Source organism: Pseudomonas paracarnis (assembly GCF_904063055.1).
GTDB classification, from domain to species: Bacteria; Pseudomonadota; Gammaproteobacteria; order Pseudomonadales; family Pseudomonadaceae; genus Aquipseudomonas; species Aquipseudomonas paracarnis.
The window spans coordinates 114694-140593 of sequence record NZ_CAJFCN010000009.1 but is presented as its reverse complement, the minus strand read 5'-3'; the positions used below and the strand labels follow the sequence as shown (position 1 = coordinate 140593).

Sequence of the window (25900 nt, the reverse complement as noted above, 5' to 3'; positions counted from 1 at the left end):
AATGGCTTTAATCGCTCGAGCTCGCAAAAAGCGCAAGCCGGTCGCCGAGATGAACGTAGTGCCTTACATCGACGTGATGCTGGTGCTGCTGGTGATCTTCATGGTGACCGCGCCGATGCTCAACCAGGGCGTGAAGGTTGATCTGCCCAAGGTTTCCAGTGAAGCCTTGCCGCAGGACAACAACACTCAGGTCCTGACCATTTCGATCAAGGCTGACAAGACCTATTACTGGAATCTTGGCAGCGAAGTCGAGACGCAAAAGCAGCAGGACAAGGCCCTGACGTTGCCGGCCATGACCGATGCTGTGACCAAGATCATTCGCTCCGGCAACGAAGGCGGCAAGCACACCCAGGTGTTTATCCGGGGTGACAAATCGGTCGACTACGGCTCCGTCATGGGCGCCATGGGCGGGCTGCAGAAGGCCGGCGTCGGTAACGTTGGCTTGATTACCGAGGCGCCCTGATGCAGCAACAGCGAGAGCCGTCCGCCTCGGAAAGCTACTTCTGGCCTGGCGTGTGGGCAATAGCCCTGCACGTCCTGGTGTTCGGCATGCTGTTTGTCAGCTTTGCCATGACCCCGGACCTGCCGCCAGCCAAGCCGATCGTGCAGGCGACCCTGTATCAGCTGAAATCGAAAAGTCAGGCCACCACCCAGACCAATCAGAAGATTGCGGGTGAGGCCCAGAAGTCGGCTGCGCGCCAGACTGAAGTCGAGCAGATGGAACAGAAGAAGGTCGAGCAGGAAGCGGTGAAGGCTGCTGCGGAACAAAAGAAAGAAGAGGCGGCTCAAAAGGCCGAGGAATCGAAAAAGGCTGACGAAGCCAAGAAAGCCGACGAGGCGAAAAAGGCTGATGAAGCCAAGAAAGCCGAGAAAGCTGCCGAAGCCAAAAAGGCCGAAGAGAAACAATTGGCTGATATAGCCAAGAAGAAATCGGAAGAAGAAGCCAAAAAGGCTGCCGAAGAAGAGGCCAAGAAAAAGGCCGCTGAAGAAGCCAAGAAAAAGATAGTCGAAGACGCGAAGAAGAAAGCCGCCGAAGACGCCAAGAAAAAAGCTGAAGCAGACGAGGCGAAGAAGAAAGTCGCCGACGAAGCGAAGAAGAAAGCTGCCGCCGACGCCTCCAAGAAGAAGGCCCAGGAAGCAGCACGCAAATCCGCCGAAGAGAAAAAGGCCCAGGCCCTGGCAGATTTGCTTTCCGACACGCCGCAGCGTCAGCAAGCCTTGGCCGATGAGCGTGGCGATGAAGTCGCGGGCAGTTTCGACGACCTGATTCGGGCGCGGGCAGCGGAAGGCTGGACACGTCCACCTTCGGCACGTAAAGGCATGACAGTAGTGCTGCAGATCGGCATGTTGCCGGACGGTACGGTGACTTCGGTCAGCGTGGCCAAGTCCAGTGGTGACGGTTCGTTCGACAGTTCGGCGGTTGCCGCGGTCAAGAATATTGGCCGGTTGACCGAGATGCAGGGAATGAAACCAAGTGACTTCGCTCCCTATCGTTCATTCAAGATGACATTCACACCTGAGGATCTAGCCTTGTGAGAAACCTTCTTCGAGGAATGCTTGTCGTTATTTGCTGTATGGCAGGGATAGCGGCGGCGGATGAAAAGAACATCCTGGTTACCAGCGGCAGTGATCGGGCCACACCGATTGCGGTAGTTCCGTTCGGTTGGCAGGGCGGCAGCGTGCTGCCGGACGACATGGCCCAGATCGTCAGCGACGACCTGCGTAACTCCGGTTACTACGCGCCAATTCCAAAAGGCAACATGATCAGCCAGCCAACCCAGGCCAGCGAAGTCATCTTCCGTGACTGGAAGGCCGTCGGTGCCCAGTACCTGATGGTCGGCAGCATCACGCCGGCCGGCGGTCGCCTGCAGATCCAGTACACGTTGTTCAACGTGGCCACCGAGCAGCAGGTGTTGACCGGCAGCGTATCGGGTACCGCCGAGCAACTGCGCGACATGGCCCACTACATCTCGGACCAGTCGTTTGAAAAACTCACCGGTATCAAGGGGGCGTTCTCGACGCGCCTGTTGTACGTCACCGCTGAGCGTTTCTCTGTAGACAATACCCGCTACACCCTGCAGCGCTCGGACTACGACGGTGCTCGTGCCGTGACCTTGCTGCAGTCCCGTGAGCCAATCCTGTCGCCCCGCTTCGCGCCGGATGGCAAGCGTATTGCCTACGTATCGTTCGAACAGCGTCGTCCGCGCATCTTTGTGCAGCACATCGATACTGGCCGTCGTGAGCAGATCACCAACTTCGAAGGCCTCAATGGTGCGCCAGCCTGGTCGCCGGATGGTTCGCGCCTGGCTTTCGTGCTGTCCAAGGACGGTAACCCGGATATCTACGTGATGAACATGGCCTCGCGTCAACTCTCGCGTGTGACCAGCGGCCCGGGCATCAACACCGAACCCTTCTGGGGTAAGGATGGTTCGACCATCTACTTCACCTCCGACCGTGGCGGCAAGCCTCAGGTCTACAAGGCAAATGTGAACGGCGGCGGTGCGGAACGTGTGACCTTTATTGGTAACTACAACGCCAACCCCAAGCTTTCGGCCGATGAAAAGACGTTGGTGATGATTCACCGTCAGGATGGTTTCACTAATTTCCGGGTTGCGGCCCAGGATTTGCAGCGCGGAACCGTAAAAATCCTTACAGATACCAACCTTGATGAGTCAGCCACTGTTGCGCCCAACGGCACCATGGTAATCTACGCCACCCGCCAGCAGGGCCGGGGAGTCTTGATGCTCGTGTCCATCAATGGACGCGTAAGGCTCCCACTTCCTACCGCACAAGGCGAAGTCAGAGAACCATCCTGGTCCCCTTACCTGAACTGACGCGGCGCTACAAAAAGAAGTACTTAACACACTGGGGTTCATTAGGAGTTTCACGATGGAAATGCTGAAGTTTGGTAAGTTTGCTGCTCTGGCTCTGGCTCTGTCCGTAGCCGTTGGTTGCTCCTCTAAAGGCGGCGACAATGCCGGTGAAGGCGCAGCTGTTGATCCAAACGCTGGTTACGGCGCCAACACTGGTGCGGTCGACGGCTCCCTGAGCGAAGAAGCTGCTCTGCGCGCAATCACCACTTTCTACTTCGAATACGACAGTTCGGACCTGAAGCCAGAAGCCATGCGCGCTCTGGACGTTCACGCCAAGGACCTGAAAGCTAACGGCGCTCGCGTTGTTCTGGAAGGTAACACTGACGCCCGTGGTACTCGTGAGTACAACATGGCACTGGGCGAGCGTCGTGCGAAAGCCGTTCAGCGCTACCTGGTACTGCAAGGTGTTGCTCCAGGCCAACTGGAACTGGTTTCCTACGGTAAAGAGCGTCCAGTTGCAACTGGCAACGACGAACAGTCGTGGGCTCAGAACCGTCGCGTCGAACTGCGTAAGTAATTCGTCATGCGAACGTGCCGTCGTGCTCTGACTGTATTGGCTCTCAGCTTCGCACCGCTTGCGGTGTGGGCTGCGGTTCCTGTAACGGATAGCAACTCAGGCTATAACAATAGCGGGAGCAGTTATCCGCCAGCAGGTTATGGCACGAACGGCGCCTATGCGGGGGGAGCGGCTACGTCCGCTCCCTCGGCACAGGGCGAGCTGTTCAACCAGCTGCAACGCATGCAGGATCAATTGGCCCAGCAACAAGGCGCCATTGAAGTGCTGCAGAACCAGGTGAACCAGCTCAAGCAAGAAGGCCTGGAGCGTTACCAGGATCTTGATCGTCGTATTGGAGCCGGTGTTGCACCTGCCGCTACTCCTGATAATTCTGCTGCCGGTGGCGCGCCAAGCGCCGCTGCCGGTGGCGCAGCAGCAGGGGCCGCCGCGGCTGCCCCTGCCGCCAGCAGTGAACCGGGTGATCCGGCGAAGGAAAAACTGTATTACGATGCAGCCTTCGACCTGATCAAGGCCAAGGATTTCGATAAGGCCAGTCAGGCCTTCACCGCTTTCCTGCGCAAGTACCCCAACAGCCAGTACGCGGGCAATGCCCAGTACTGGTTGGGTGAGGTCAACCTGGCAAAGGGTGATTTGCAGGGCGCGGGCCAGGCTTTTGCCAAGGTCAGCCAGCTGTACCCCAAGCACGCCAAGGTGCCGGATTCGCTGTACAAACTCGCTGACGTAGAACGCCGCCTGGGTCATACCGACAAGGTCAAAGGCATTCTGCAGCAGGTGGTTGCCCAGTATCCGGGTACCTCCGCGGCGCAGTTGGCCCAGCGGGACCTGCAACGCTTGTAAGCAATGCAGCCCGTTCAGAAGAAACCCGCGCTTGTCGCGGGTTTTTTCGTTAGAATCCACGCCCTTTTATGAAACACGCTTCATGGGGTTGACGCGTTGGCGCAATCCCTTGAAGTGCCTGACGGAGGCGGACAGCCTGTTTAGCTGTTACGCCCGTGGCGACTATGCAAGACACATTACGTATTACCGAAGTCTTTTACTCGTTGCAGGGTGAAACGCGCACTGCTGGCCTGCCCACCGTATTCGTACGGCTCACCGGCTGCCCATTGCGTTGCCAATACTGCGACAGCGCCTACGCCTTCAGCGGCGGTACCGTGCGCACCCTCGACGACATCCTGGAACAGGTTGCCGGCTACCGGCCGCGCTACGTCTGCGTGACGGGCGGTGAGCCATTGGCGCAACCCAATGCCATCCCATTGCTCAAGCGGCTGTGTGACGCGGGTTACGAGGTCTCACTGGAAACCAGCGGCGCCCTGGACATCTCTGCGGTCGACCCGCGTGTCAGCCGAGTGGTCGACCTCAAGACCCCGGACTCCAAGGAAGCCCACCGCAACCGCTACGAGAACATCGACTTGCTGACGGCCAACGATCAGGTCAAGTTCGTCATCTGTTCCCGCGACGACTATGACTGGGCGACCTCCAAGCTGATCCAGTATGGCCTGGAGCGTCGTGCGGGCGAGGTGCTGTTCTCGCCCAGCCATCACGACCTGAATGCCCGCGACCTGGCCGACTGGGTAGTGGCGGACAATTTGCCGGTGCGCCTGCAATTGCAGCTGCACAAGTACCTGTGGAACGACGAGCCAGGGCGCTGATCAGGCGGCTGCGAGAGGCGTTCTACCCACCGAATTACCGTTCAAATGCGTTTTTTCTGATTTATTTCAAATAAGGTGTTGAATAATCCTTAGAAATCAGTATTATACGCGCCACCACACAGCGGGTCGTTAGCTCAGTTGGTAGAGCAGTTGGCTTTTAACCAATTGGTCGTAGGTTCGAATCCCACACGACCCACCATTTTTGGCGGTTTAGAAAATCCGGAAGGCCCACGTAAGTGAGGATTTCCGGGTTTTTTTTTGCCTGTTATTTGGCATCACCGACTGGACGGTGAGCCGTCCCTTGCTCAGATTCCCGCTCTCGTCCAAAAAAAAAGTCCTGTCAGTACTTTGAAAGAGCGAACTATAGAAAAGGGCTCAGCTAATCGGCTGATATGAATAAAGAAAAATAAAAAGGACCGACCTTGATTCACGGTGACCTGTCCCGTCCTGTGCGTAACCCACAGGTATCAAATCACGTGTGTTTAGAAATCCCGAGAGCCTCACACCAGTAAGGCTCTCGGTTTTTTTTTGCCGTCAGAAATGTTTTCCCTGGCTCCTTGCCGGTAACTCGTGCTTTTAAGTCTTCGATTGTTGACTTTCATGCCTTTGCGCAATTTTTTTTGGTTTTTTCAGTCTGCTTGGGTTTTTTTTGGTTTTTCTTATTCCACAAACTCAACAACGCAATTTGTATCAAACTATGTTCGTTTAGTATTGGATCCAATCAGTCGGCATCGCCGACGGTGTGTCTGACACAAACAAACTGCTGAAAAAGGAGAAACGCCATGATGCTCAAGGACCCTTCCCGCAAATATCGCCACTTCACCACGGTCAACCTGCCGGATCGCACATGGCCCAGTACTGTCCAGGTTGCCGCTCCTACCTGGTGCAGTGTGGATATGCGCGATGGCAACCAGGCGTTGATCGAGCCGATGAATGCCGAGCGCAAGCGGCGTTTCTTCGATTTGCTGGTGAAGGTCGGTTTCAAGCAGATCGAGGTGGGCTTTCCTGCCGCTTCGCAGACCGACTTTGACTATGTCCGTGAGCTGATTGAAAGCGGTGCGATTCCTGATGATGTGACGATTCAGGTCATGACCCAGGCGCGCAGCCACCTCATCGAGCGCACGTTTGAGGCGTTGAAGGGCGCGCCTCGCGCCATCGTGCATGTTTACAATGCGACGGCGCCGGTGTTCCGGGACGTTGTCTTCAATGTGGACAAGGCGGGCTGCATCGAGATTGCTACCCAGGCAACTCGGGAGATCAAGCAGCACATGGACGCAAACCCCGATACGCAGTGGACGTTCCAGTATTCCCCGGAAACCTTTTGCTTCACCGAGCTGGATTTTGCACTGCAGGTGTGTGAAGCGGTGACAGATACGTTCGGCCCGACCCCGAGTAACAAGATGATCCTGAATCTGCCTACCACTGTGGAGGTGTCTACCGCCAATGTCTTCGCCGACCAGATCGAATGGTTCTGCCGGCACTTCAGTCGCCGGGACAGTGTGGTCATCAGCGTGCATCCGCACAATGATCGGGGCACTGGGGTCTCCACCGCGGAGCAGGCGTGCCTGGCTGGTGCCGAGCGTGTCGAGGGCACGTTGTTCGGTAACGGTGAGCGCACTGGCAACGTAGATATCCTCACGTTGGCGATGAACCTCTACACCAGCGGCATCGATCCGCAGTTGGATTTCTCCGACATCCTGCACGTCCAGCGTGAGGTGGAATTCTGCAATCAGTTGCCGACCCATCCTCGTCACCCTTACGCCGGTGAGTTGGTGTTTACCGCATTCTCCGGCTCGCACCAGGACGCGATCAAGAAAGGCTTTGCGGCGCGCCAGGCCAATCCACAGGGCATGTGGGAAGTACCGTACCTGCCTATCGATCCTGCCGATATGGGCCGTAGCTATGAAGCGGTAATTCGCGTAAACAGCCAGTCGGGCAAGGGGGGCGTGGCCTATCTGTTGGAGCAGCACGGCATTGTGATGCCGCGTCGCTTGCAGATGGAGTTCAGCAGCCTGGTACAACAGGAAGCGGATGGCTCCGGCCAGGAAATCAGTGGCGAGATGATCCTTGCCTGCTTCACCCGGCATTACCTGGAGCAGGGCAAGCCTTACGCGTTACGAGCCCCCAAACTGGTGAGCGAGGGCGATGTGACTTACCTGGAGGCCACCCTTGAACAAGGCACACAGCGCATCGACTTGAGTGGCGAGGGCAACGGCCCGCTTGCGGCGCTGGTCGATGCGTTTGCCCAACGTGGCATTCATTTTGATATCGCCGATTACCACGAACATGCCACCCGTGACGGTGCCCAGGCTGAGGCGTTGGCCTATGTGGAAATTCGCGTGGGCAACCAGTTGCTGTTCGGCGCCGCTCGTGATGGCAGTAGCCTGCTCGCTTCCCTCAAAGCGGTCACCAGTGCGGTCAATCGTGCATCGCGCCTGGGCTTGCTCAGCCTGGTGAATGCTGCGGTGCCGTCCTGAGATGAACGCGCATACCGCATTGGCGGCACTTGCCGGTAATTATGGCCACGGTGACATCGTGGCCTCGCATCGACATGACGAAGGCCAACTGGTCTACGCCATCAACGGTGTGATGCTTGTGTCGGTGGAGGAGACCACCTGGGTGGTACCTTCCGGGCATGCGCTGTGGGTGCCTTCAGGTTTGGAGCATCAGATCCGCATGACCGGCGAAGTGCGCATGCGCACTTTGTTGATCTCGCCGGGAGCGCACCGTCGTTTGACGGAGGAATGCGAGGTCATCAGGGTTTCACCCTTGTTGCGCGAGCTGATTGTGGCTGCGGGCGATGAGCCTGACAGCCAGGCGGCGTCGTTGCGTCATGTGCAGATTGTGGAGCTGATTTTCTCGGAACTTGACCGTGCGCAAAGGGTGCTGGCTCACGTGCCGATACCGGACGAGCCGAGGCTCAAGTCACTGTGTGCGGACTTTATCGACAACCCTTCTCAGGAGTCGAAACTGGAGAGTTGGGCGGTGCAGCTCAATATGAGTTCACGCACCCTGGCTCGGCTGTTCCAGAAAGAGTTGGGCATGAGTTACGGCGAGTGGCGCAAGCGCACGCGGCTGCTGCTCAGCATGCAGCGGCTTGCCAGTGGCGCTTCCATCCTGGAAGTGGCATTGGAGCACGGTTACCAGAGTCCGAGTGCATTTACCGCGATGTTCAAACGCACCATGGGCTACACCCCGAGTAACTGTCGCTTGGTCTGAATCTACCTGGCGATAGCACCACCTCCTTTTGAACATGGCCCCGCCTCCAGGCAGGGCCATGTTTACCTGTGCCTGGTGGAGCCTGCGGCCCAGAGGGCGCGCCGGCACATTGTCCCAATCGAAACGATGGTTGTCTGGAACTCGGGAGATGCGCAACCGGTTGCTCTCTTACCCTGCGTCTCTACTTGGCATTCTGGATTTCTTCGATGGGTTCGCCTTCTCTTTTCCCACGGCATTGCCGTCTTTCGCTGCTTGGCATGGCGGTGGCGTTATTGGCGGGTTGTTCGTCCTGGGTCGCCCATACACCGGCACAGCCACATCCGGAACGCATCAATGCCCTGAGTCACCTGCCCCAAGGTGTCTCGGCCCAAGCGTTACCTGAGCGCTGGTGGCAGTTGTACAACGATCCGCAACTCGACGCGCTGGTGCAAAAGGCCCTGCTGCACAACCGCGACCTGGCGGCGGCCCAGGCCCATGTGCAGGCGATGCTGGCCGGGATCCAGCAGGCCGATGCCGAGCGCTGGCCGTCCACCCAGGCGTCGCTGGGGGCCGCTTATGGCAAGACGGCCGATGACCAGACGCTGGCCAAGGCCACCGATAGCCATGCGCCGTCAGAGTGGGCATTCAACCCAGGCTTCGAGCTGGCTTATCAAGTGGATGTGTGGGGCCAGGTTCAGCGCACCATTGAACGTGCCCACGTGCAAACCGCAGCGGCGCAGGATGCCGAAGACTTGCTGCGCATCACGGTCGTGGCGCAAACCACTCGCGCCTATGTGAATGCCTGCGCCCTGGGCGCGCGTGCCAAGGTCCAGCGCCATTCGTTGGACGTGGTCGCGCATAGCCTGGCGTTGACCGATCGCCAGCGCCAGGCCGGTGTGGTGACAGACCTTGAATACAGCCGCATGCAAGCCCTGCAAGGCGAAACCCAGGCGCTGCTGCCGATGTTGGAGGCGCGTCGACAAGCCGCGCTCTACGAATTGGCCATGCTGACGGGCGTCGCTGATCTTGAACAAGGCTCTGGCGCCGCAACGTGTGAAGTGGTGCCACAACTCAATGCCGAGTTACCGGTGGGCGATGGCTGGCAATTATTGGCACGCCGCCCTGACGTCCGGCAGGCCGAGCGCGCGTTGCAGGCGGCCACGCTGCAAGTGGATATTGTCCAGGCCGACCTGTACCCCAAGGTGACGTTCGGTGCTTCAGTGTCCTCCTCGACCAACAAACCCCATGAGCTGGGGGACAACCGTGCGGTGATGTTCGGCATCGGCCCGCTGATTACCTGGCAGTTCCCTAATTGGCAGGCCAACCGCGCGCGAGTCAAGCAGGCACGGGCACTCGAGCAGGTGGAGGTCGCACAGTTCGAGGCCAGCGTCCTCAAGGCCCTCAAGGAGGTGCGCCAGGCCCTGGCGTTGTACGACGGCGAGCGGCAGCGCCACGCGGCCTTGAGCCGGGCGCTGTACAGCAGCCGCCAAGCCTACAAGTTGGCCCAATTCAACTATGACGCAGGTTCTATCGACTTTCTCGACGTGCTGGACAGTGAGCGAGAACTGATCCGCTTGCAGGCCACGCGCGCCGACGCCGATGGCCAGTTACTGCAACGCCAGATCGGCCTGTTCCGTGCCCTTGGCGGCGGTTGGCAGTCCGGCGCCGTCGTAACCCCGGCCGCTGCGCCCACCCATGCGTCCATCCCTTCTTCCGGTACCCAGCCATGAATATCGCCGTTGATGAAAAAACTGCAGTCCAGGACGAGCAGGAGAATGTGCTCGAGCAACTCATGCATGCGCGTAAGCAACGGCGAAAAAGGAACCTGATCCTGCTGGGCGGCGCCGCGCTGTTGATCGCGGCGGTGGTGTTCGGCGTGTATTGGATGACCGTCGGCCGCTACCTGGAGCAGACCGATGATGCGTATGTGCGGGCCGACTGGATTCCCATCAGCCCGAAGGTCTCAGGCTACGTGGCCGAGGTGATGGTAGAGGACGATCAGCCGGTCAAGGCGGGGGATGTGCTGGTGCGCATCGAGGACCGTGACTACCAGGCCCGTTTGGCACAAGCCCGCGCAGAACTGGCCGAGACCCAGGCCTCGGTGGCGGCGCAAGAGGCCAACTTGAAAGTCACTGACAGCCTGATCGCCCAGCAAAAGGCCGGCGTTGCCCAGGCTGAGGCACACGCCCGCAGTGTGGCCGCTGAATTGCGCCGCGCAGGTCTCGACCAGCGTCGCTACGAAGGTTTGGTGCGCGAACACGCCGCCAGCGCACAGCGTCTGGAAACGGCCGCCGCCAGTTACACCCAGGCCAACGCTGCGGTGGAAATTGCCAAAGCGATGCAGCTGCAACAGGAAACCCGCTTGACCGTGGCCGTCACCCGCCGTCAATGGGCCCAGGCCTCGCTCCAGCAACAGATAGCCCGGCGCAGCCAGGCTGAGGCGCAGTTGAACCTGGCGACGCATGCCCTGGAAGACACCTTGATCCGCTCACCCATTGACGGCGTGGTGGGGCAGCGCAAAGTGCGTACCCGCCAATACGTCGCGCCAGGGTTGCCGCTGCTGGCGGTGGTGCCCTTGCAGCAGGCTTACGTCGTGGCCAACTACAAAGAAACCCAATTGCGCGATATGCGTGCCGGCCAACCGGTGGATATCAGCGTCGACAGTTATTCGGGACGCAAGCTCAAAGGCCATGTGGTGAGCTTCTCGCCAGGCTCTGGAGCGGTGTTCGCACTGTTGCCGTCGGATAACGCCACCGGCAACTTCACCAAGATCGTGCAACGCTTTCCAGTGAAAATCGTCATTGATGAGCATGACGAAGGCGGACCTATCCTGCCGGGCATGTCGGTCATCACCACGGTGGACACCCGCCCAGATAAGCAGGGCGCTGCACATGACTGAAGCGGCTGAAAAGAGCGTCTCCTTTCGCGCCTGGGTGGCCGTGATCGGTGGGCTGTTCGGTTGTTTCATGGCCGGCATGAACGTGCACGTGACCAGCGCCGCGCTGCCGGAGATCGAAGGCTCCCTGGGGGCGACGTTCGAAGAAGGCTCGTGGATTTCCACCGCCTACCTGGTCGCGGAAATCGTGATGATCCCGCTGACCGCCTGGTTGGTGCAGGTGTTCTCTCTGCGGCGTGTGATGCTCGTGGGCTCGTTTGTGTTTTTGGTGGCGTCCATTGCCTGCTCCTGGGCGCCCAACCTGGAAGTGATGATCATCATTCGGGTGATCCAGGGCGCCGCCGGCGCAGTGCTGATTCCCTTGTCATTCCAGCTGATCATCACTGAACTGCCGCCCAGCAAGATCGCGATGGGCATGGCCTTGTTCGCGCTGTCCAACAGCGTCGCCCAGGCCGCCGGGCCGTCCATTGGTGGCTGGCTGACCGATGCCTATTCCTGGCGCTGGATCTTTTACCTGCAACTGGCCCCCGGCATTCTCTTGCTGTTGGCGGTGGCATGGTCGATCGATGCCAAGCCCATGCAGTTGAGCCTGCTCAAACGCGGCGACTGGGGCGGGATCATCGCCATGATCGTCGGCCTGGGTGGCTTGCAGATTGTGCTGGAAGAAGGTGGCCGCAAGGACTGGTTTGGCTCCGATTTCATTGTGTGGATGTCACTGGTGGCCGGCGTGGCCCTGGTGTACTTCGTGCTGTCGCAGTTGTATGGCAGTCGCTCCTTCATCAACCTGCGCCTGCTCAAGAGCTACAACTTCGGCGTGGCCAGCGCAGCGATGTTCATCTTTGGCGGGGCGACTTTCGGCCTGGTGTTCCTGGTGCCCAATTACCTGTCCCAACTGCAGGGCTACAACGCCCGGGAGATTGGCATCAGCCTGATCGCCTACGGCATGGTGCAGCTGGTACTGGCGCCGTTCATGCCGCGCCTGATGAAGTGGCTCAACCCGAAACTGATGGTCGCCAGTGGCTTTTTCATTATGGCCCTGGGGTGCTACCTCGGCGCGCACCTGGACGTGGACAGCGCCGCCAACGTGATTATTCCGTCCACCGTGGTACGGGGCATCGGGCAGCCGCTGATCATGGTGGCGCTTTCCGTGCTCGCGGTGTCTGGCCTGGCCAAAGATGAAGCCGGCTCCGCCTCGGCCTTGTTCTCCATGCTGCGCAACCTGGGTGGTGCCGTGGGTACCGCGGGCCTGACGCAGATCGTGGCCATGCGCGAGCGCTTTCACTCTGAGCGGGTAGGGGAGTCGATCACGCTGTTTTCCCCGTCCTTTCAGGAGCGCCTGCGCGCCAGCATGGCTGACAGCGAGGCTTTTATCTTCAACCAGCTATTACCCGCTCAACAGCAGGTCCTTGAGGGCTTGATCCACACCGTGCGTCGTGAGGCGTACCTGATGGCCTACAGCGATGCGTTTTATGTGTCCTGTATTGCGTTGATCGTGTGCGGGGTAGCAGCCTTGGCATTACGGCAGTCAGCCAAGAGCGGATAACCACGCCAAGCAGGTGTTGAACTTGTACAGCCCACTGCATTTGGTAGGCGCCCACTATCCGCCCTTCGGAAAAAAGGAGTTCTCTCATGCAACAACCCGATACCCTGGTTCGCAACCCGGTGGGCAACCCTGTCGTCGCCAGCGTCAGCGTGAAGGGCGATGCTCGCAGTGTGTGGAATGTCGTCGGAGATTTCGCCGGTTTCGCGAAGTTTATTCCGGCCTTGTCCCATATCGAGATGACGGGCGAGGGCGTGCGTTCGGTACGCAAAAAGCTGTTCAAGGACGGCAATGTGGTGATCGAGCAACTCAACAGCCATGACGACCAAGCCATGACCATGACCTGGTCGCTGATTTACACCTCGCTGAACATCGGCAACCTGTGGGCGCTGATGGAGGTGGTGCCACAAGGCCCGAACCAGAGCCTGGCGACCTGGACCATCATTGGTCAGCCCTACACGGGCGGCAAGGAAGACGTACCGGCGTTCGAAGCCTTCCTGCAAGGCTTTGCCGATGACGCGATGAAGAACGTACAGGCACTCTTCAACTGACATGACGCGCAGGGTGGCACGCTGAGAATGTGCCTAGGTAGGAGCGAGCTTGCTCGCGAAAAACCTGAGGGCGCCGCGTACTCTCAACATGCCAGCGTCATCGTTAACGTCTTTCGCGAGCAAGCTCGCTCCTACAGTGGGGTGGGCCTTCCCCGACAGTGCCCACCGTTTATGGTTTTGGAAAGGTCTCGGGTTTATAAGTAAAAGCCCACCATTTAAACGGATTCCAATGGGGGTTTTTCTTTGCCGGTTTGAAGTTTCTGTTTTTTGCCATTTCTCGGGAGACGTATTTTTCCGCTTCGGATCTGGCCAATGCCTTATCAGCGTCAGTCAGTGGAGTGTTCTGATTTTTTTTCAGGGTGTCCAGATAGATATTTTCTACTTTTACAATCGCAGCATTTATATCTTCCGGTACTAGGTTGGCGGTGAGGGTGCCGCTATAGCCCTTGACAGGGCGCCCTATGAGCTTCTGAAACTCCGCCGCGAAGGACGCATCTCCACCACTTGCAGAGTCACATGACAGTAGCCTTACGTTGTCAAACGTTTCCGGGTAAATGCCCGAGTCATGAAGTGTCTGAAGTAACTCTTGTGGCGTATTGAGTTTTCCGTTGTATGAAACTTTCGAGATGCCAGTAGCCGGGTCGACGCTTCCGTGCACCAGGATGTTGAGTCGTTCTTGACGGCCGTTTTTGTTGAAGTCGGTAAATGTATAAAGTTTTTCGTCAAGGGAATTTAGCTCGTTAAGCTCTCCACTTAGTACTACGTTTTTATCCACAGTGGAAAAAAGCGCTTCGCCGGTCGGTAAGTTCTCTACGGATGTCAGAAGTGAGCGCTTACTGTTTGGTATTTCGATTGTCGGAGGGACACCTTCACTGACGTGTGGTGTATCCGGTTCGCTTGGTGCGGTATTGGCGACGGAGGACACGTCGCTGTCATTCGCGGCGTTTACTTTCCTCACGAAATCAAAACGGTTGCTTTGCTCATTGTATTTCCAGCCGTAATGTTCGCTGCCAGCGATAGTCGATGCGGAGGGTGCTTCGCCCAACCCAGCCTCAGCTCCAAATGGTGCGAGTTCGTGCGCCAGCTGCAAGCCCGATATCACTGCAGCCGCTGTGCCGCCAACACGATCGTCGGCGGTCATACCATAAATGGAATCATGGGTACCGAAGACAATATTGCCCGCGTTTCCAAGGATGGGCACATAGCCGAAGGTGCGCCCCCATAATTCTTTGGCTTCCTTCCACGTTTGCTTCGAGGAACCAAATACCTCTGTTTGATCGGCCCACACGGCATTGTTGGCGTTGATCTTTTGATAATTGCTGGCAATGCCAGATTTCAGATCTCCAAATTTTAAATGGTAGGTTTTCTTTCGCGATTGAGTGTAATTAAATAACTCTCTAACCGGAATCTGTTTGTCGCTGAGTAGATTTTTGCGTCCCGGATAGTGCGCATGATTACCCTCAATCAAATTTTCGAGCACACTGCTCGCTGATGGCCAATGAGCATCCTTTCCGCCTTGTCTGTCTTCGGCGTTAAAGCTGGCTTTTAAGGCATCACGGTTGTCTTTGGCCCAACGAGCAAAATCATCGTCTCCGCGTATTTCGCTGACTGTGCCGTTCTTCAAGTCGAGCATCAGGCCTTGATTGGGGCGGGTGTCATAATTGTCGTGATAGTTGACATAAGGAATAAACGCATACCCGGCCAGTGGATAACCGTATATGTTGGGTATGACGACATTTCCCTTATTGTCTAGCGTGCGTTCAACGGCTGATCGGCCTTCAGGCGATAGCATTTTATACGCATCTTTGTCGTTACGCAGGCCTTGCAAAGTTCCCAGCACAACATAAGCATCGGCTTTTCCCGAGTGCTTCGCCAATTCGCCCGTCTCGTCGCTCATGGTGGAGGCGACATCATCTTGCCAATGATTTTGTAGCTTCGCACCCAGCGCTTCCAGATCGTTGATCTTGCTCCGGTCTTGCGGCTTGATTTCCATGGTCTGGAAGTTGAGCAGGCCACCTCCCGGTGGTTTATCGTGCTTAAGAGCACCGGCTGCAATTTCCCATGCAAAATAGGTGCGTGTATCGGTGTTGGTCTCGACTTCCGGCTTCCATTTTCCAACGTAACTTTTGAAGGTTACAGTGATTTTTTCATGCGGGTCGAACCCGGCAGCCAATAACCCGCCGCTGAAATAACCGGCAGGCTCCAGGAACGGGCGAGTTTTCTGGAACCTGATATTACTTTCGTTTTCTTCACCGCTTTCTTCTATTTTCTTGATTTGCGTGACAACACGGTCGGCGTAAGCGTCAATCCTCTGTAGCTGTTCCTGGTGCGTATAACTTGCTGTGTGAGGGGAAACGCTGACAGAGCCATAAATGACTCCCTTGGCGAAATCTAACTCATGGTCGGGGGCGGGCGCAGGGATCGGTTTTTGTCCCAGCCCCAGCTTTTTATCTTCCGAGGCGCTCGGCGCGTCCGGAAGTGTATTTTTGACTGGCGGTGCATCGTCAATTGCCCGAGTGGAGCGACGGTGTTCAGCATTTGTTGTATGGGGATAGTTGCTGAGTGGCTGTGGCACGGGCGAGAATATATTCATTGCTGGGTCACTTTATTTATATGAGATCAACGATATAGCTTTAAACGCAGTCGTTCGGCGGGCGTGTGTGCACTGCACTAACATGCCATACCCTTTTAACGGGCTCACTGTTTAACCTCTGTTTATGGTTATAGACGCCAAAGGGAAGCGCTGAATTTTCTGGTGCGTCCGTCTGTCGAGCTTATTTTCTCTTGTTTGAAAATATCCGCATGAGGTTAGTTTTTTGTTGGGTGGTTGAGGTCTGTGAAAGGTTCCACTTTCTGGGTGTGCTTTGTTTGTAAGAACGCGATCATAAGGACCAACCTACAGCGACCCGAGAAAAAGCGTACAACTGAGCGCGCCGGCTGGCACGCTGAGAATGTGCCTGTGGAGCGAGCTTGCTCGCGAAAAACCTGAGGGCGCCGTGTACTCCAAGCATGCCAGCATCATCGTTAACGTTCTTCGCGAGCAAGCTCGCTCCTACAGTGGGGTGGCTTTACCCTTTAGTTGATGGCCTGATCAATCCCCGCCTGCAAGGCCTGGCTCTCACTGTGCCCACCCGCTCGCAGCGGGCCCAGATTTAAGGCTTGGTCCTTGCGCGTGGCGTCGTCGTGTTTCTGGGTCAGTTCGTCCTTGGCGCCCAGGGCCAGGTTGACCGGTGACTTCGAAACGTTCAGCCCGACATCGGCACGGTAGTCGCTGCCGGCCAGTGTGGTTGCAGTCACCTTGGAGCCACCCAGCTCAACCTTGCCATTGGGCGCACTGATCCGCGCGCCCGTGAGCTGGGTATCACCCTTCACCTGCAGGTTGACGCCCTGGCTTGCGCGAATGCCTGACGCCTGGGCGACGCTGTCCTTGACCACATGGCTGACGTCCAGATACAGGGTCGGGGTGTAGCTGGTGTTGCCGCTCTTGTCGCCGAACAACACGCTTTCGGCGGTGTTGGCCACCTTGCTGCCGGTGGTGTCTTTGCCACTGACGGTGTAGCTGTCGCTGGTTTTTGGCCAGACCTTATCCTTGAAGCCAGACAGGCGTGTGCCCAGGGCGTCGGTCTTGTCTGCCAGGTAAGCCTTGGCCTTGTCCACGCGAGTACCGAAGGCGCCACGGGGTTGCGGGTTCACGTCGTAGCTGCCACTGCGGGTGAGTTTTTCGCCCAGGCGTTCCTTGGCATTGACCACGCTGTTGACCACGCTGTCCTTGGCCGAAGCCAGGTGCCCGGTGCCTTTGTCGACGACGTTCTCCAGCTTGTCGCGATGCTTGTCGAACGCACCTTCAGCCTTGGCTTGTACCTTGTCCTTCAGGGGGCCGCTGGTTTTGGCCAGCTTATCCACCACCCCCGGCTGGTTCTTCTCGACATCCAGCCTGGCGTCAACATTCACCTGGGTGCTGTTGACGTGGTCCTTGCGGCTTTCGACGACGAGGTCGCCGCCCACCGTGCCGTGCACCTTGTCGGCGTCGATACGCGCTCCGGCCAGATGGGTATCGCCGCCACTGTTGAGGGTGACGTCACCCGCCGTGATCACGCTGTTGTGCTGCGTGGTGCCTTGCAAGTGATCCACATCGACCTTGGCCCGCGCATTGATGCCGCGCTGGGTCTTGGGTGTCTCATGTTCACCGGCGTCGGCCAAGGTGGTTTTGCCGATGCTGGCGCCTGCGCCCAGGGTCACGCCCCAGCTGTTATGGGCCTGGGTCGATTGTGCGGACTCTTGCAGGATGCCGCCGTTTTGCGCATCCAGGCTAACGCTGGCTGCGCTGACCTGAGTGCCCTGCAAGTGGATGGCATCGGTTGCCTCAGCGCCACTGGCGAGGCTGACCTTGCCGCTGCTGTGCAATTGCCCGACGACCGCGCTCTTGTCGTTCTCCGCCACTTTACCAATATTGAAATTGGCGCTGAGGCTGCCGGTCTTGCTGCTGCTTTCGGCGCTGCTGGTCTTGCCGGCACCGAGGGTCAGACCGCCGCCCAGGTTGCTGCCGTTGCTGACGTGGCTGTCGGTGGCGGCTTGCAGGTCCAGCTTGCCGCCGGCATTGAGGCTGATATCGCCAGCCTTTGCGCCCGTGCTGCCGATCTGCGTGCCTTGCAGGGTCATGTCTGCGCCGCTGCTGAACTGAACGGGGCCGCTGCCTTGAATGGTCGCGACCTGTGCCTGGCTGTTCTGGGTGTCCAGGCGCTTGTTATCCAACTGCACGCCGGCACCGAGGTTGATGTTGCTGCCATTCGCACCGGGCGCGGTGCCCACCGTCAGTGAGCCGTTGCCGCGCAGCGTGCTGCTGTTTTTGCTCTGGGTGTTGGTGGCCTGGTTGAGCGCCAGCTCACCGCCGGTCTTGAGGTTAACCCCGGCCTGGCCGCCGTCGAACTGGCTGCCTTCATAACGGGCATCGCCCTTGGCCTCGATGCTCACGCCTTGGCTGGCCACATAGCTGCCGAGCACCGCCGTGCTGGTGGATTCGCGCACATCGCTGCTGCCGCCCAGGCCGCTGCCGCGCACATTCACGTCTTCGCCGGTGGTGGTATAGACCCGCACGCCAGCCTTGGCGTCCACGCTTTGCTCGCTGCTGCTGTGGGTGTTGGCCGCTGCCGTGGCCAGGTGCTCGCCGGCCTTGATGTTCAGCCCGCCCTCGGTGGCGCGGTACTGGGTGCCCTCGTCCTGCAACGTGCCGGCTGCATTGACCTGCACCGCGGCGCCACTGAACTGGCTGACCACGGCGGTGCTGTCTTGCGTTGTGCCGGTTTTGTTCGTGTGCCCGACTTCCACATCCAGGCCGACATTGGGTTGCTCGAACGCGTCCAGCAAACCGGGCTGATGGAACTTGGCCTGGGCCACGCCCTCGACGGCTTTTTCGATCGGGCGGGTAATGCCTTTGTATTCCACATTGGCGCCAACATCGGCGGTCCAGCCGTTTTCCTTGTGGGTGCTGGTCTCGGTGGAATGGGCAGCCTGGTTGTCGATCTGACCCGCGTTGACCTGCAGTTCGGCGCCGGCCTTGGCCTGTGCACCCTCGCTGGTGAAGGTGTTGCCAGCGTTGATGGTCAGCTTGCCGGTCGCGGCCACGGTGCTGGTTTGCGCGGTGGTTTTTTCAGTGGTGTCTTGGCTGCTTTGGTGGCTGAACTGAGCGCCACTGCCTGCCCGATCAATGCCGCCGGTGTAATAGAAACTGCCGCCGGTGGTGGTGGTGTCGACGGCTTCGGTGCGCTTGTCGTGGGCGGCCAACAGCTCGACGTTGTTGCCGCTCAGGGTGGCATCGCCTGCGGTTGCCTTGAGGTCCGAACCCTGGATGCTCACATCGCCACCGGCCTTTACTACGACACTGCCGCCCTTGAGGCTGGAACCCTGCTGCTGGGTGGTGTCGGTCTTGCGGGTTTGCTGCTGGTCTTCATAGCTCAACCCCGCACGGTACTGGCGGCTGACGCCCTCGGTTTCCTTGGCGTAGCCATCGAAGCCACGGCTATGGGTGCGAGTGGTGTCGTGGGTGGTGTTCTCGGCGGCAACGACCTTGATATCGCCCTTGGCATCCGCTTGCAGTTCACCCGCGGCGGCTACCTGGGAGCCACTGACGGTGATGTCCTTGGCACTTTGCAGCTTGAGGTTGCTGTCCGAGCGCAGGTCGCTGGCAACCACGGTGCTGTCCTTGAGGTTCTTGCGGCTTTCATCCTTGGAGAGGCCGAAGAATTTGCTGTCATTGTTGTAGCGGTTGTCGTGGGAGCTGTCCTGGACGCCGTCGATCACCAGCGAACCTTTGTCGCTGATGACATTGGCCTGCTTGCCGCCACGGGCCTGGCTACCGCTGATGCGCACGTCGTCGGCCTTGACGATCAGCTTGCCGTCGGCGTTGACCTTGCTGCCGGTGTTCGACGTCTTGCCCTGGTCACCGTCGCCTTGCTTGCCGAAGAAGCTGCCACCGGTGAGGTCGCCGGAGTAGGCGTTGTCGCGGCTGCTCTGGGTACGGCTGGCGCTGGTGATTTCCACGTGCCGGGCGGCCAGTTGAATATCGCCGGGGGTTTTCAGCTCGGCGCCTTGCACTTGCAGCTTCTGTTGGCTGGTCAGCTCTAGTGTCTTTCCGGCCTTGAGGCTGCTGGTGATGCTGCGTTGTTCGCTGCTGGATTTATCCCAGTTGGCTTTCCACAGGTGTTTGCGATGGTTGCCCTGGTCGCGGCTTTCATGGGTTTCGGTGGCGGCGTTCACCTGAAGGTCTGCGCCGCTGTCGACGCGCAGAGTGTTGCCCGCTTCCACATGGCTGGCTTTGATCTCGGTGTTGGCGCCGGAAGACAGCGCCGCGTCCTGTTGCGCCACGACCTTGTTGCCGTGCTGGCGCGAGTCTTTGTCGGTGGTGGTGCGGTCGTAGGTTTCGTAGGTGAACAAGAAGTTGCTGTTGTTCCACTGCTCACGCTTTTCCTGGAGCTTGCGGCTTTCCAGGCTGCTGAGGGTCAGGTTGCGGCTGGCGTCGAGTTTGACGTTGCGCCCGCTGACGTCGGTGGCGGCCAGGTTCAAGTCCTTGGCACTGTGCAAATCGACATCGCCCTGACGGCTGTGCACGCCAGCGCGGGTGGCGTCGAGGCTGTCGGCATGCACTTGGCCGCTGATGTCGAGGTCGCCGGCCGAACTGATCTTCACCCCGTCAGTGCCTTGCACCTGCACACCGCCCACACGCACACCGGCGCCCTCGGCGGTGCTGATGATGTTGATGCGCCCGGCCTGCATGGCGCCGAACAGGCGTGCGTCGATGCGTTGGTCCTGGGTCTTGCTGGCCGGGTCGACCTGGCGCACTTGCCCGCTAGCGAAATCGACCTGATTACGGCCCACCGTGAGGTTCAATTGATCGCGGGCGCTGAGGCGACCTTCGCTGTCGATGCGCGGCGCGATCAGGTTGATAGAGCCCTCGCGATTGTGCAGGCCCTGGCCTTGCACTGTCAGTTGGCCGTTGGCATCGCGGGTGCTCAAGGCTTGCAGCTTGCCGTCGTTGAGTTCAGGGCGGCCGACCACCAGGTTGGCATTGGGCGTGTTGATGAAACTGCCGCCATTCACCGAAATGCCGTTAGGGTTGGCCAGCACGTAATCGGCTGCCTGGCCAAAAATCTCCTGGGCGCCATTGAGGGTCGAGGCGTTGCGGCTGATCACTTCATTGAGGATCACGCTCGCCGCCTGGCCCTGGAACTGCGGGTTGGCTGCCAACTGCCCGGCGAGTTGGGACTGGCCAGCCTGCAAGGCGTTGTTCAACACCAGGCCCTGGCGGTCGACGTTGTAGTCCAAAAACTGGTTATGGGACAGGCCACCGGCGTTCGGCGCGACGATGTTGACGATGGGTACACCGCCCTGGTTTTGCAGTTGCGGCGTGCCGCCAGGGCCTTCGACGACGGTCAAGCCTGCGGCGAGCGCGAGTTGCGGCAGCAGGAACAGGCTGGCGATGGCCCAGCGCAGTTTGCCCTGGGGTGAAAGGTGGAAGCTGTGTGGAGTAGTCGGCATAAATAATCTCGCTCTGTGTTGGCTGATCCACGACGCGCGTTGTTCGTTGCAACGCTGCTGGAGTGGCCAGGTACGGCGGTGACTCAGGCAAAAAACGGGTGTGAGCTCATATCTGCACGCTAAGGCGCGTCAGCCAGACCTCCGGCTCCTGGCGAAAACCTGTAGGGGTGTTGAGGTTGCGTTGGTAGTCGACGTCGAGCTGCACGTTCTTCCAGCTCAGGTTGAGCCCCGCGCTGGCGCCGCTCAGGCGTTGGCTCCGGGCACCGTGTTCGTGCTTGACCCAGCCGTTGTCCAGGCCCAGGCGCGGGGTGAGCTTCACCGGCAAGTCAGTGTTGAGCGGCAGGCGCAAAGTGTTGCGCCATACCGTGCCAATGGCACCGGAAGTACTGTTTTCGCGGTAGCCGCGCACGGCCGAGTCGTCGGTGATCAGCAGTTGTTCGATGGCGGGCAATGCATCCGGGCTGTACTGCACCGATAACTGGCTTTGCCACTGCCATGGCTGCGCTGCCCATTGGCCGTTGCGCCATTGGGTGAGGTTGGCGCGGTACTTTTGAAACTGCGCCTTGGGCCGGTTTTTCTGCACCTGGCTGGCATCGCGATCGGCGCCGAACCAGGTCAGGCCCTGGGCGTAGTTGACGTCCAGGTTCCACACCGCACTGTTGAGCCAGAACAGGTTCAGGCCCGCTTCGGCCACGGTCAGCGTCGGGCTCTGGATGTCCAGGTGTACCTTTTGCAGGTAGCTGTCGACGTCTTTGTAGGCCAGTTGCAGGTTGGCGCTCAGTTGGTGGCCCTGGTCGCGCCACAGCACACGGTCGCTGCGCAGGCTGACTTGATCGGTGCGGCCACTGTTGTAGAACGTGGTGCGGCTGAGCTTGAACGGCGAGCGGTATTCGGCATGGCTGGCGAACAGGCTGTAGGTCCAGTAACCGTAGGGGATCGAGTAGAACAGGCTGTGGCTGCGGCTGTAGCGCGGCCCATGGTTGAGCGTGTCGCTGAAGCTCAGGTTGAGCGAGTCGTTGATTTGCAGTGGGCTGTCCAGGCTCAAGTTGATTGCATTGCGATCCCGCCCGGTGCCGGCGCTGCCGAGGTTATCCACCCCCAGGCCCAGGGCCCAGCGCGAGGCGCTGCTGCGCGTGCGCAGGATGATGCGCGAGGCGCCCGCTGTGCTGCCTGGGGCGATGTCGGCGGTGAGGTCGACCGAGCGCAGGCGGTTGAGCTGGTCCAGGCCCTGTTCCAGGTCTCGCAGGTTCAGTGGTTTGCCGAGCATGCCGGGGAATGCCCCGCCCAATGACACCGGCAGGCTCTGGTCGGCCAGCTCGATGGTCTCCAGGTAGCCTTCTTCGACGTGAATATCCAGCGGCTGCCCGGCGGTGGGTGCACTGATCAGGTAGGGGCGGCTGGCGATATAACCGGCCTCGACATACAGCCGCGTAATCTCGGCCAGCAGGCGGTTGATCTGGGTGACGCCCATGCAAGGCGCCACGTAGGGCTCGATGTGTTTGTCCAACTCGGCACGGCTGAACAGCGTGACCCCGGCCAGGCGTGTACCGCTCAAGGGCCAGCAGTGTTCATCCTTGGCGATGTCCGTGGGCAAGGCCGGTGTGGCCGCTGGTGTACCGAAGCTGCCACGTTGCATCTGGCGTTGGCGCTGCTCCAGTTGTAGTTGCTGCAGGTCGCGTTGCTGTTGTTGCTGCAAGCGCAGGGCTTCCTGGCCTGGCTGCGGCACCTCGGCGCCAGCCACGGGCAGCGCCCACAGGCAGAGCAGGGCGATGCCCAGATTACGGATACAACACAAGTGTCCGGTTGAGAGCTGATTTGGCACTCGACATCCTTAACGTAGAAATACACACGATCCATACCGTCTGAGCCAGCGTTGAACTCAGCGGTAGTTGCCCTACTTGAGTGAGTGGTCGACGGTTTGTTACATCGCTGTAGGATTTATTACACAAGACGTAAGAAAAATCGCGTAATTCAGTGCTTAAATGCACAAAATTAGGGCGCGCCAGGGTGTGGGGGGCCTGATATTCCTGATTTTTCAGGCGTGTGGGAGGGAAAGGGGCGGTTTTGATTGTTGTGCAGGCATCGCCTAATCGGCGTGTCGCGGCCAGGGATCGGGCACTTGGCCGGTCACCAGATTAGGCTTTTGAATCCATTGGATATTCTGTAGCCTTGCGCAGCTTTAAGCTTTACCCGTGCTTGATGAACAAAAACACTTCGTCCGGCGGCGCCCGAAGGGCTCCGGAGCCGGTGGTACACTCGACTTTCGCGCTACTGCGCCTGCAGGTCTTGCGAACATGACGCACATTTCCGAACGCCTACTGGTTCAAGCCCACCTCGACGCCAAGCAGCCCAAGGTGCTCAGCGCTGCTGAAGAGGCGAGCCTGCGAACCGCCATTGCCGCCGAGCTCAAGGCTCAGGACGCGGTGTTGGTTGCCCACTTTTATTGCGACCCGGTGATTCAGGCCCTGGCCGAAGAAACCGGTGGCTGTGTTTCCGACTCCCTGGAAATGGCGCGCTTCGGTGCCGCCCACCCTGCCAAGACCGTACTGGTGGCTGGCGTGCGTTTCATGGGGGAGACCGCCAAGATCCTCACGCCTGAAAAACGCATCCTGATGCCGACCCTGGAAGCCACCTGCTCCCTGGACCTGGGTTGCCCGGTGGATGAGTTTTCCGCGTTCTGCGATCAACACCCCGAGCGCACCGTGGTGGTGTACGCCAACACCTCGGCGGCGGTCAAAGCCCGGGCGGATTGGGTGGTGACCTCCAGCTGCGCGCTGGAAATCGTCGAAAGCCTGATGGACAACGGCGAGACCATTATCTGGGGCCCGGACAAACACCTGGGCACCTACATCCAGCGCCAGACCGGTGCCGACATGCTGCTGTGGGACGGTGCCTGCATCGTCCACGAAGAGTTCAAGTCCAAGCAGCTCGAAGACATGAAGGCGCTCTACCCGGATGCAGCGATCCTGGTGCACCCGGAGTCACCGACTTCGGTGATCGAACTGGCGGACGCGGTGGGTTCCACCAGCCAGCTGATCGCCGCAGCGCAACGCTTGCCGAACAAAACCTTTATCGTCGCCACCGACCGCGGCATCTTCTACAAGATGCAGCAGCTGTGCCCGGACAAAGTCTTCGTCGAAGCGCCTACCGCCGGTAACGGTGCAGCCTGCCGCAGTTGCGCGCATTGCCCGTGGATGGCGATGAATACGCTGGAGCGCACGTTGCAATGCCTGCGCGAGGGCAGTAATGAGATCTTCGTGGAACCGGCGGTGATTCCGCAGGCGGTACGGCCGCTCAAGCGCATGCTCGACTTTACCCAGGCAGCACGGTTGAAACTGGCCGGCAACGCCTGATCCTCAGGCTGAGACAAATCAAAATGTGGGAGCCAGCTTGCCTGCGATAGCGGTGTAACAGTCACAGGTGTTTTGACTGCAAGACCGCTATCGCAGGCAAGCCAGCTCCCACAGTTGATCTGTGATGCGCTTGAGTTACTTCTTTTGCTTCGGGATTCGCACCAACTGCGTATCCGAATAGATGTCATGCCAGCTGCGTTTGTGTTTATCGAACAACGACCAGATAAACCCCAACCCCACGCACAGCCATGACGCAATCGACACCACAAAACGCAACAGTGCCTGCCACAGGCTGATCCGCGACCCGTCAGCGTTCTGCACGCGCACGCCCCACACCTGCATGCCCAGGGTTTGCCCCGAATGGGTCCAGAACTTGGCGAAGAACCCGAACAGCACGAACAGCAGCAGAGTCGACAGCAACGGGTCACCGTCCAGCGCGCCGGACTCGGTGAGCGTGCGCATCTTCGCTTCGCCCACGAAGGCGATCCACACCAACTTGTAGATAAACGCGGTGACGATCAGCAGGGCGGTGCACAGCAGGAAATCGTAGAACATCGCTGCCAGGCGACGGCCCAGGCCAACGGCGGGGAATTCGCCCTGGGGGCTCAACAGGGGTTTGGACATGGCAGGGCTCTCTGGAGAAAGCACGCAGTTTACGCAATGGCGCCCATAAAAAAGCCCCTGATGTCATATCAGGGGCTTTTTGTCGCAGCAAGGATCAGCCTTCTGCTTGTACTTCGTCAGCCTGCAGGCCTTTTTGCCCTTGTACTGAAACGAAGGTGACCTTCTGGCCTTCCTTCAGGCTCTTGAAACCGTTGCCCTGGATAGCGCGGAAATGCACGAACAGATCCGGGCCGCTTTCAGGAGTGATAAAACCAAACCCTTTCTCGTCGTTGAACCACTTGACGGTACCGCTCTGACGTCCACCTTTATCCGACATTTTCTTCTTTCCTTTGACGCTAAAAATTAATGACAGCCCCTTTCACACGAAAGAGTACTGGGCTGGGTTGCAGGAAAGTAAGAGACGTCGAACGGGTTGTAGCAAACTACTTGAGCTACTGCCCAGGTCCAGGTTCCAAGCGACCCATGCAAACACAGTGGGCAAACTCTACGCCAACTAATATGAAAAAAACAAGCCCTTGTGCAGGCCCTTGTTTTATTGGGTCTCATGACACTTTGTTGAATGTTCTGATACCGGCTTATTCGATAGAGTTATTCACTTGTTATAGGGCGTCAGCTATAAAAAGCCTATCGTGAATGCACTGTTTTATGGCGGTTGCGTTACAGTTCAG

At 58.9% G+C, this 25900-nt stretch carries 18 protein-coding genes, 1 tRNA gene and 1 pseudogene; 14 read left to right on the top strand and 6 right to left on the bottom strand.

Going from position 1 to position 25900, the window contains the following annotated elements:
• The first annotated feature begins 10 nt into the window (after positions 1-10).
• The 13 genes from tolR (at position 11) to JMV15_RS19700 (ending at position 13224) form a co-directional block, all read left to right on the top strand.
• A complete protein-coding gene (tolR, locus tag JMV15_RS19760) occupies positions 11-463 on the top strand; it encodes a protein TolR (protein ID WP_201491880.1) in 453 nt (150 codons plus the stop codon).
• The gene (tolA, locus tag JMV15_RS19755; protein ID WP_003193863.1) at positions 463-1536 is read left to right on the top strand and encodes a cell envelope integrity protein TolA; all 1074 of its coding nucleotides are present in this window, start codon (positions 463-465) and stop codon (positions 1534-1536) included. The genes tolR and tolA overlap by 1 nt, the downstream gene beginning before the upstream one ends.
• A gap of 17 nt (positions 1537-1553) precedes the next feature.
• On the top strand, positions 1554-2834 hold the full coding sequence (gene tolB, locus JMV15_RS19750) for a Tol-Pal system beta propeller repeat protein TolB (protein ID WP_032874245.1): 1281 nt from the start codon (positions 1554-1556) through the stop codon (positions 2832-2834).
• A 55-nt stretch (positions 2835-2889) separates the two neighbouring features.
• Positions 2890-3390 (top strand): peptidoglycan-associated lipoprotein Pal, encoded by a 501-nt coding sequence (gene pal, locus JMV15_RS19745; RefSeq protein ID WP_003193861.1) that lies wholly within the window; start codon positions 2890-2892, stop codon positions 3388-3390.
• A 6-nt stretch (positions 3391-3396) separates the two neighbouring features.
• Positions 3397-4227 carry a tol-pal system protein YbgF gene (gene ybgF / locus JMV15_RS19740; RefSeq protein ID WP_014719713.1) on the top strand — a complete coding sequence of 277 codons (831 nt, stop codon included), beginning with the start codon at positions 3397-3399 and terminating at the stop codon, positions 4225-4227.
• 164 nt (positions 4228-4391) lie between these two features.
• A complete protein-coding gene (gene queE, locus JMV15_RS19735; RefSeq protein WP_014719712.1) occupies positions 4392-5039 on the top strand; it encodes a 7-carboxy-7-deazaguanine synthase QueE in 648 nt (215 codons plus the stop codon).
• Positions 5040-5162: 123 nt separating this feature from the next.
• Positions 5163-5238, top strand: a tRNA-Lys gene (locus tag JMV15_RS19730).
• 583 nt (positions 5239-5821) lie between these two features.
• Positions 5822-7516: a 2-isopropylmalate synthase gene (gene leuA, locus JMV15_RS19725; protein ID WP_038451337.1), complete on the top strand. Its 1695-nt coding sequence runs from the start codon at positions 5822-5824 to the stop codon at positions 7514-7516.
• A 1-nt stretch (position 7517) separates the two neighbouring features.
• Positions 7518-8258 carry an AraC family transcriptional regulator gene (locus tag JMV15_RS19720; protein ID WP_014719710.1) on the top strand — a complete coding sequence of 247 codons (741 nt, stop codon included), beginning with the start codon at positions 7518-7520 and terminating at the stop codon, positions 8256-8258.
• A gap of 206 nt (positions 8259-8464) precedes the next feature.
• Complete coding sequence (locus tag JMV15_RS19715) at positions 8465-9967, top strand: TolC family protein (RefSeq protein WP_038451335.1); 1503 nt, start codon at positions 8465-8467, stop codon at positions 9965-9967.
• A complete protein-coding gene (locus JMV15_RS19710; protein WP_038451334.1) occupies positions 9964-11136 on the top strand; it encodes an HlyD family secretion protein in 1173 nt (390 codons plus the stop codon). The genes JMV15_RS19715 and JMV15_RS19710 overlap by 4 nt, the downstream gene beginning before the upstream one ends.
• Entirely contained in the window at positions 11129-12676 is a 1548-nt protein-coding gene (locus JMV15_RS19705; protein WP_038451332.1) for an MDR family MFS transporter, read from the top strand. Before JMV15_RS19710 ends, JMV15_RS19705 begins: the two co-directional genes overlap by 8 nt.
• A gap of 86 nt (positions 12677-12762) precedes the next feature.
• The gene (locus JMV15_RS19700; protein ID WP_038451330.1) at positions 12763-13224 is read left to right on the top strand and encodes an SRPBCC family protein; all 462 of its coding nucleotides are present in this window, start codon (positions 12763-12765) and stop codon (positions 13222-13224) included.
• 36 nt (positions 13225-13260) lie between these two features.
• On the opposite strand, the pseudogene JMV15_RS28425 reads toward JMV15_RS19700, so the two are convergent.
• From JMV15_RS28425 to JMV15_RS19685, 4 genes and pseudogenes are all read right to left on the bottom strand, one after another.
• A pseudogene (locus JMV15_RS28425) lies at positions 13261-13347 on the bottom strand (outer membrane lipoprotein carrier protein LolA); the annotation flags it as partial.
• Between the two features lie 46 nt (positions 13348-13393).
• The gene (locus JMV15_RS19695) at positions 13394-15817 is read right to left on the bottom strand and encodes a hypothetical protein (RefSeq protein ID WP_038451328.1); all 2424 of its coding nucleotides are present in this window, start codon (positions 15815-15817) and stop codon (positions 13394-13396) included.
• A gap of 482 nt (positions 15818-16299) precedes the next feature.
• The gene (locus JMV15_RS19690) at positions 16300-21255 is read right to left on the bottom strand and encodes a hemagglutinin repeat-containing protein (RefSeq protein WP_038451326.1); all 4956 of its coding nucleotides are present in this window, start codon (positions 21253-21255) and stop codon (positions 16300-16302) included.
• Positions 21256-21361: 106 nt separating this feature from the next.
• Positions 21362-23032: a ShlB/FhaC/HecB family hemolysin secretion/activation protein gene (locus JMV15_RS19685; RefSeq protein ID WP_231125724.1), complete on the bottom strand. Its 1671-nt coding sequence runs from the start codon at positions 23030-23032 to the stop codon at positions 21362-21364.
• A 517-nt stretch (positions 23033-23549) separates the two neighbouring features.
• Between JMV15_RS19685 and nadA the strand changes: the two genes are divergently transcribed.
• Positions 23550-24608 (top strand): quinolinate synthase NadA, encoded by a 1059-nt coding sequence (nadA, locus tag JMV15_RS19680; RefSeq protein WP_003193840.1) that lies wholly within the window; start codon positions 23550-23552, stop codon positions 24606-24608.
• 135 nt (positions 24609-24743) lie between these two features.
• Here the strand turns inward: nadA and JMV15_RS19675 are convergent, their stop codons facing one another.
• Together JMV15_RS19675 and JMV15_RS19670 are read right to left on the bottom strand one after the other, a co-directional pair.
• Positions 24744-25232 (bottom strand): RDD family protein, encoded by a 489-nt coding sequence (locus JMV15_RS19675; protein ID WP_032902749.1) that lies wholly within the window; start codon positions 25230-25232, stop codon positions 24744-24746.
• A gap of 94 nt (positions 25233-25326) precedes the next feature.
• Positions 25327-25548: a cold-shock protein gene (locus tag JMV15_RS19670; protein ID WP_014719702.1), complete on the bottom strand. Its 222-nt coding sequence runs from the start codon at positions 25546-25548 to the stop codon at positions 25327-25329.
• Positions 25549-25900 lie beyond the last annotated feature (352 nt).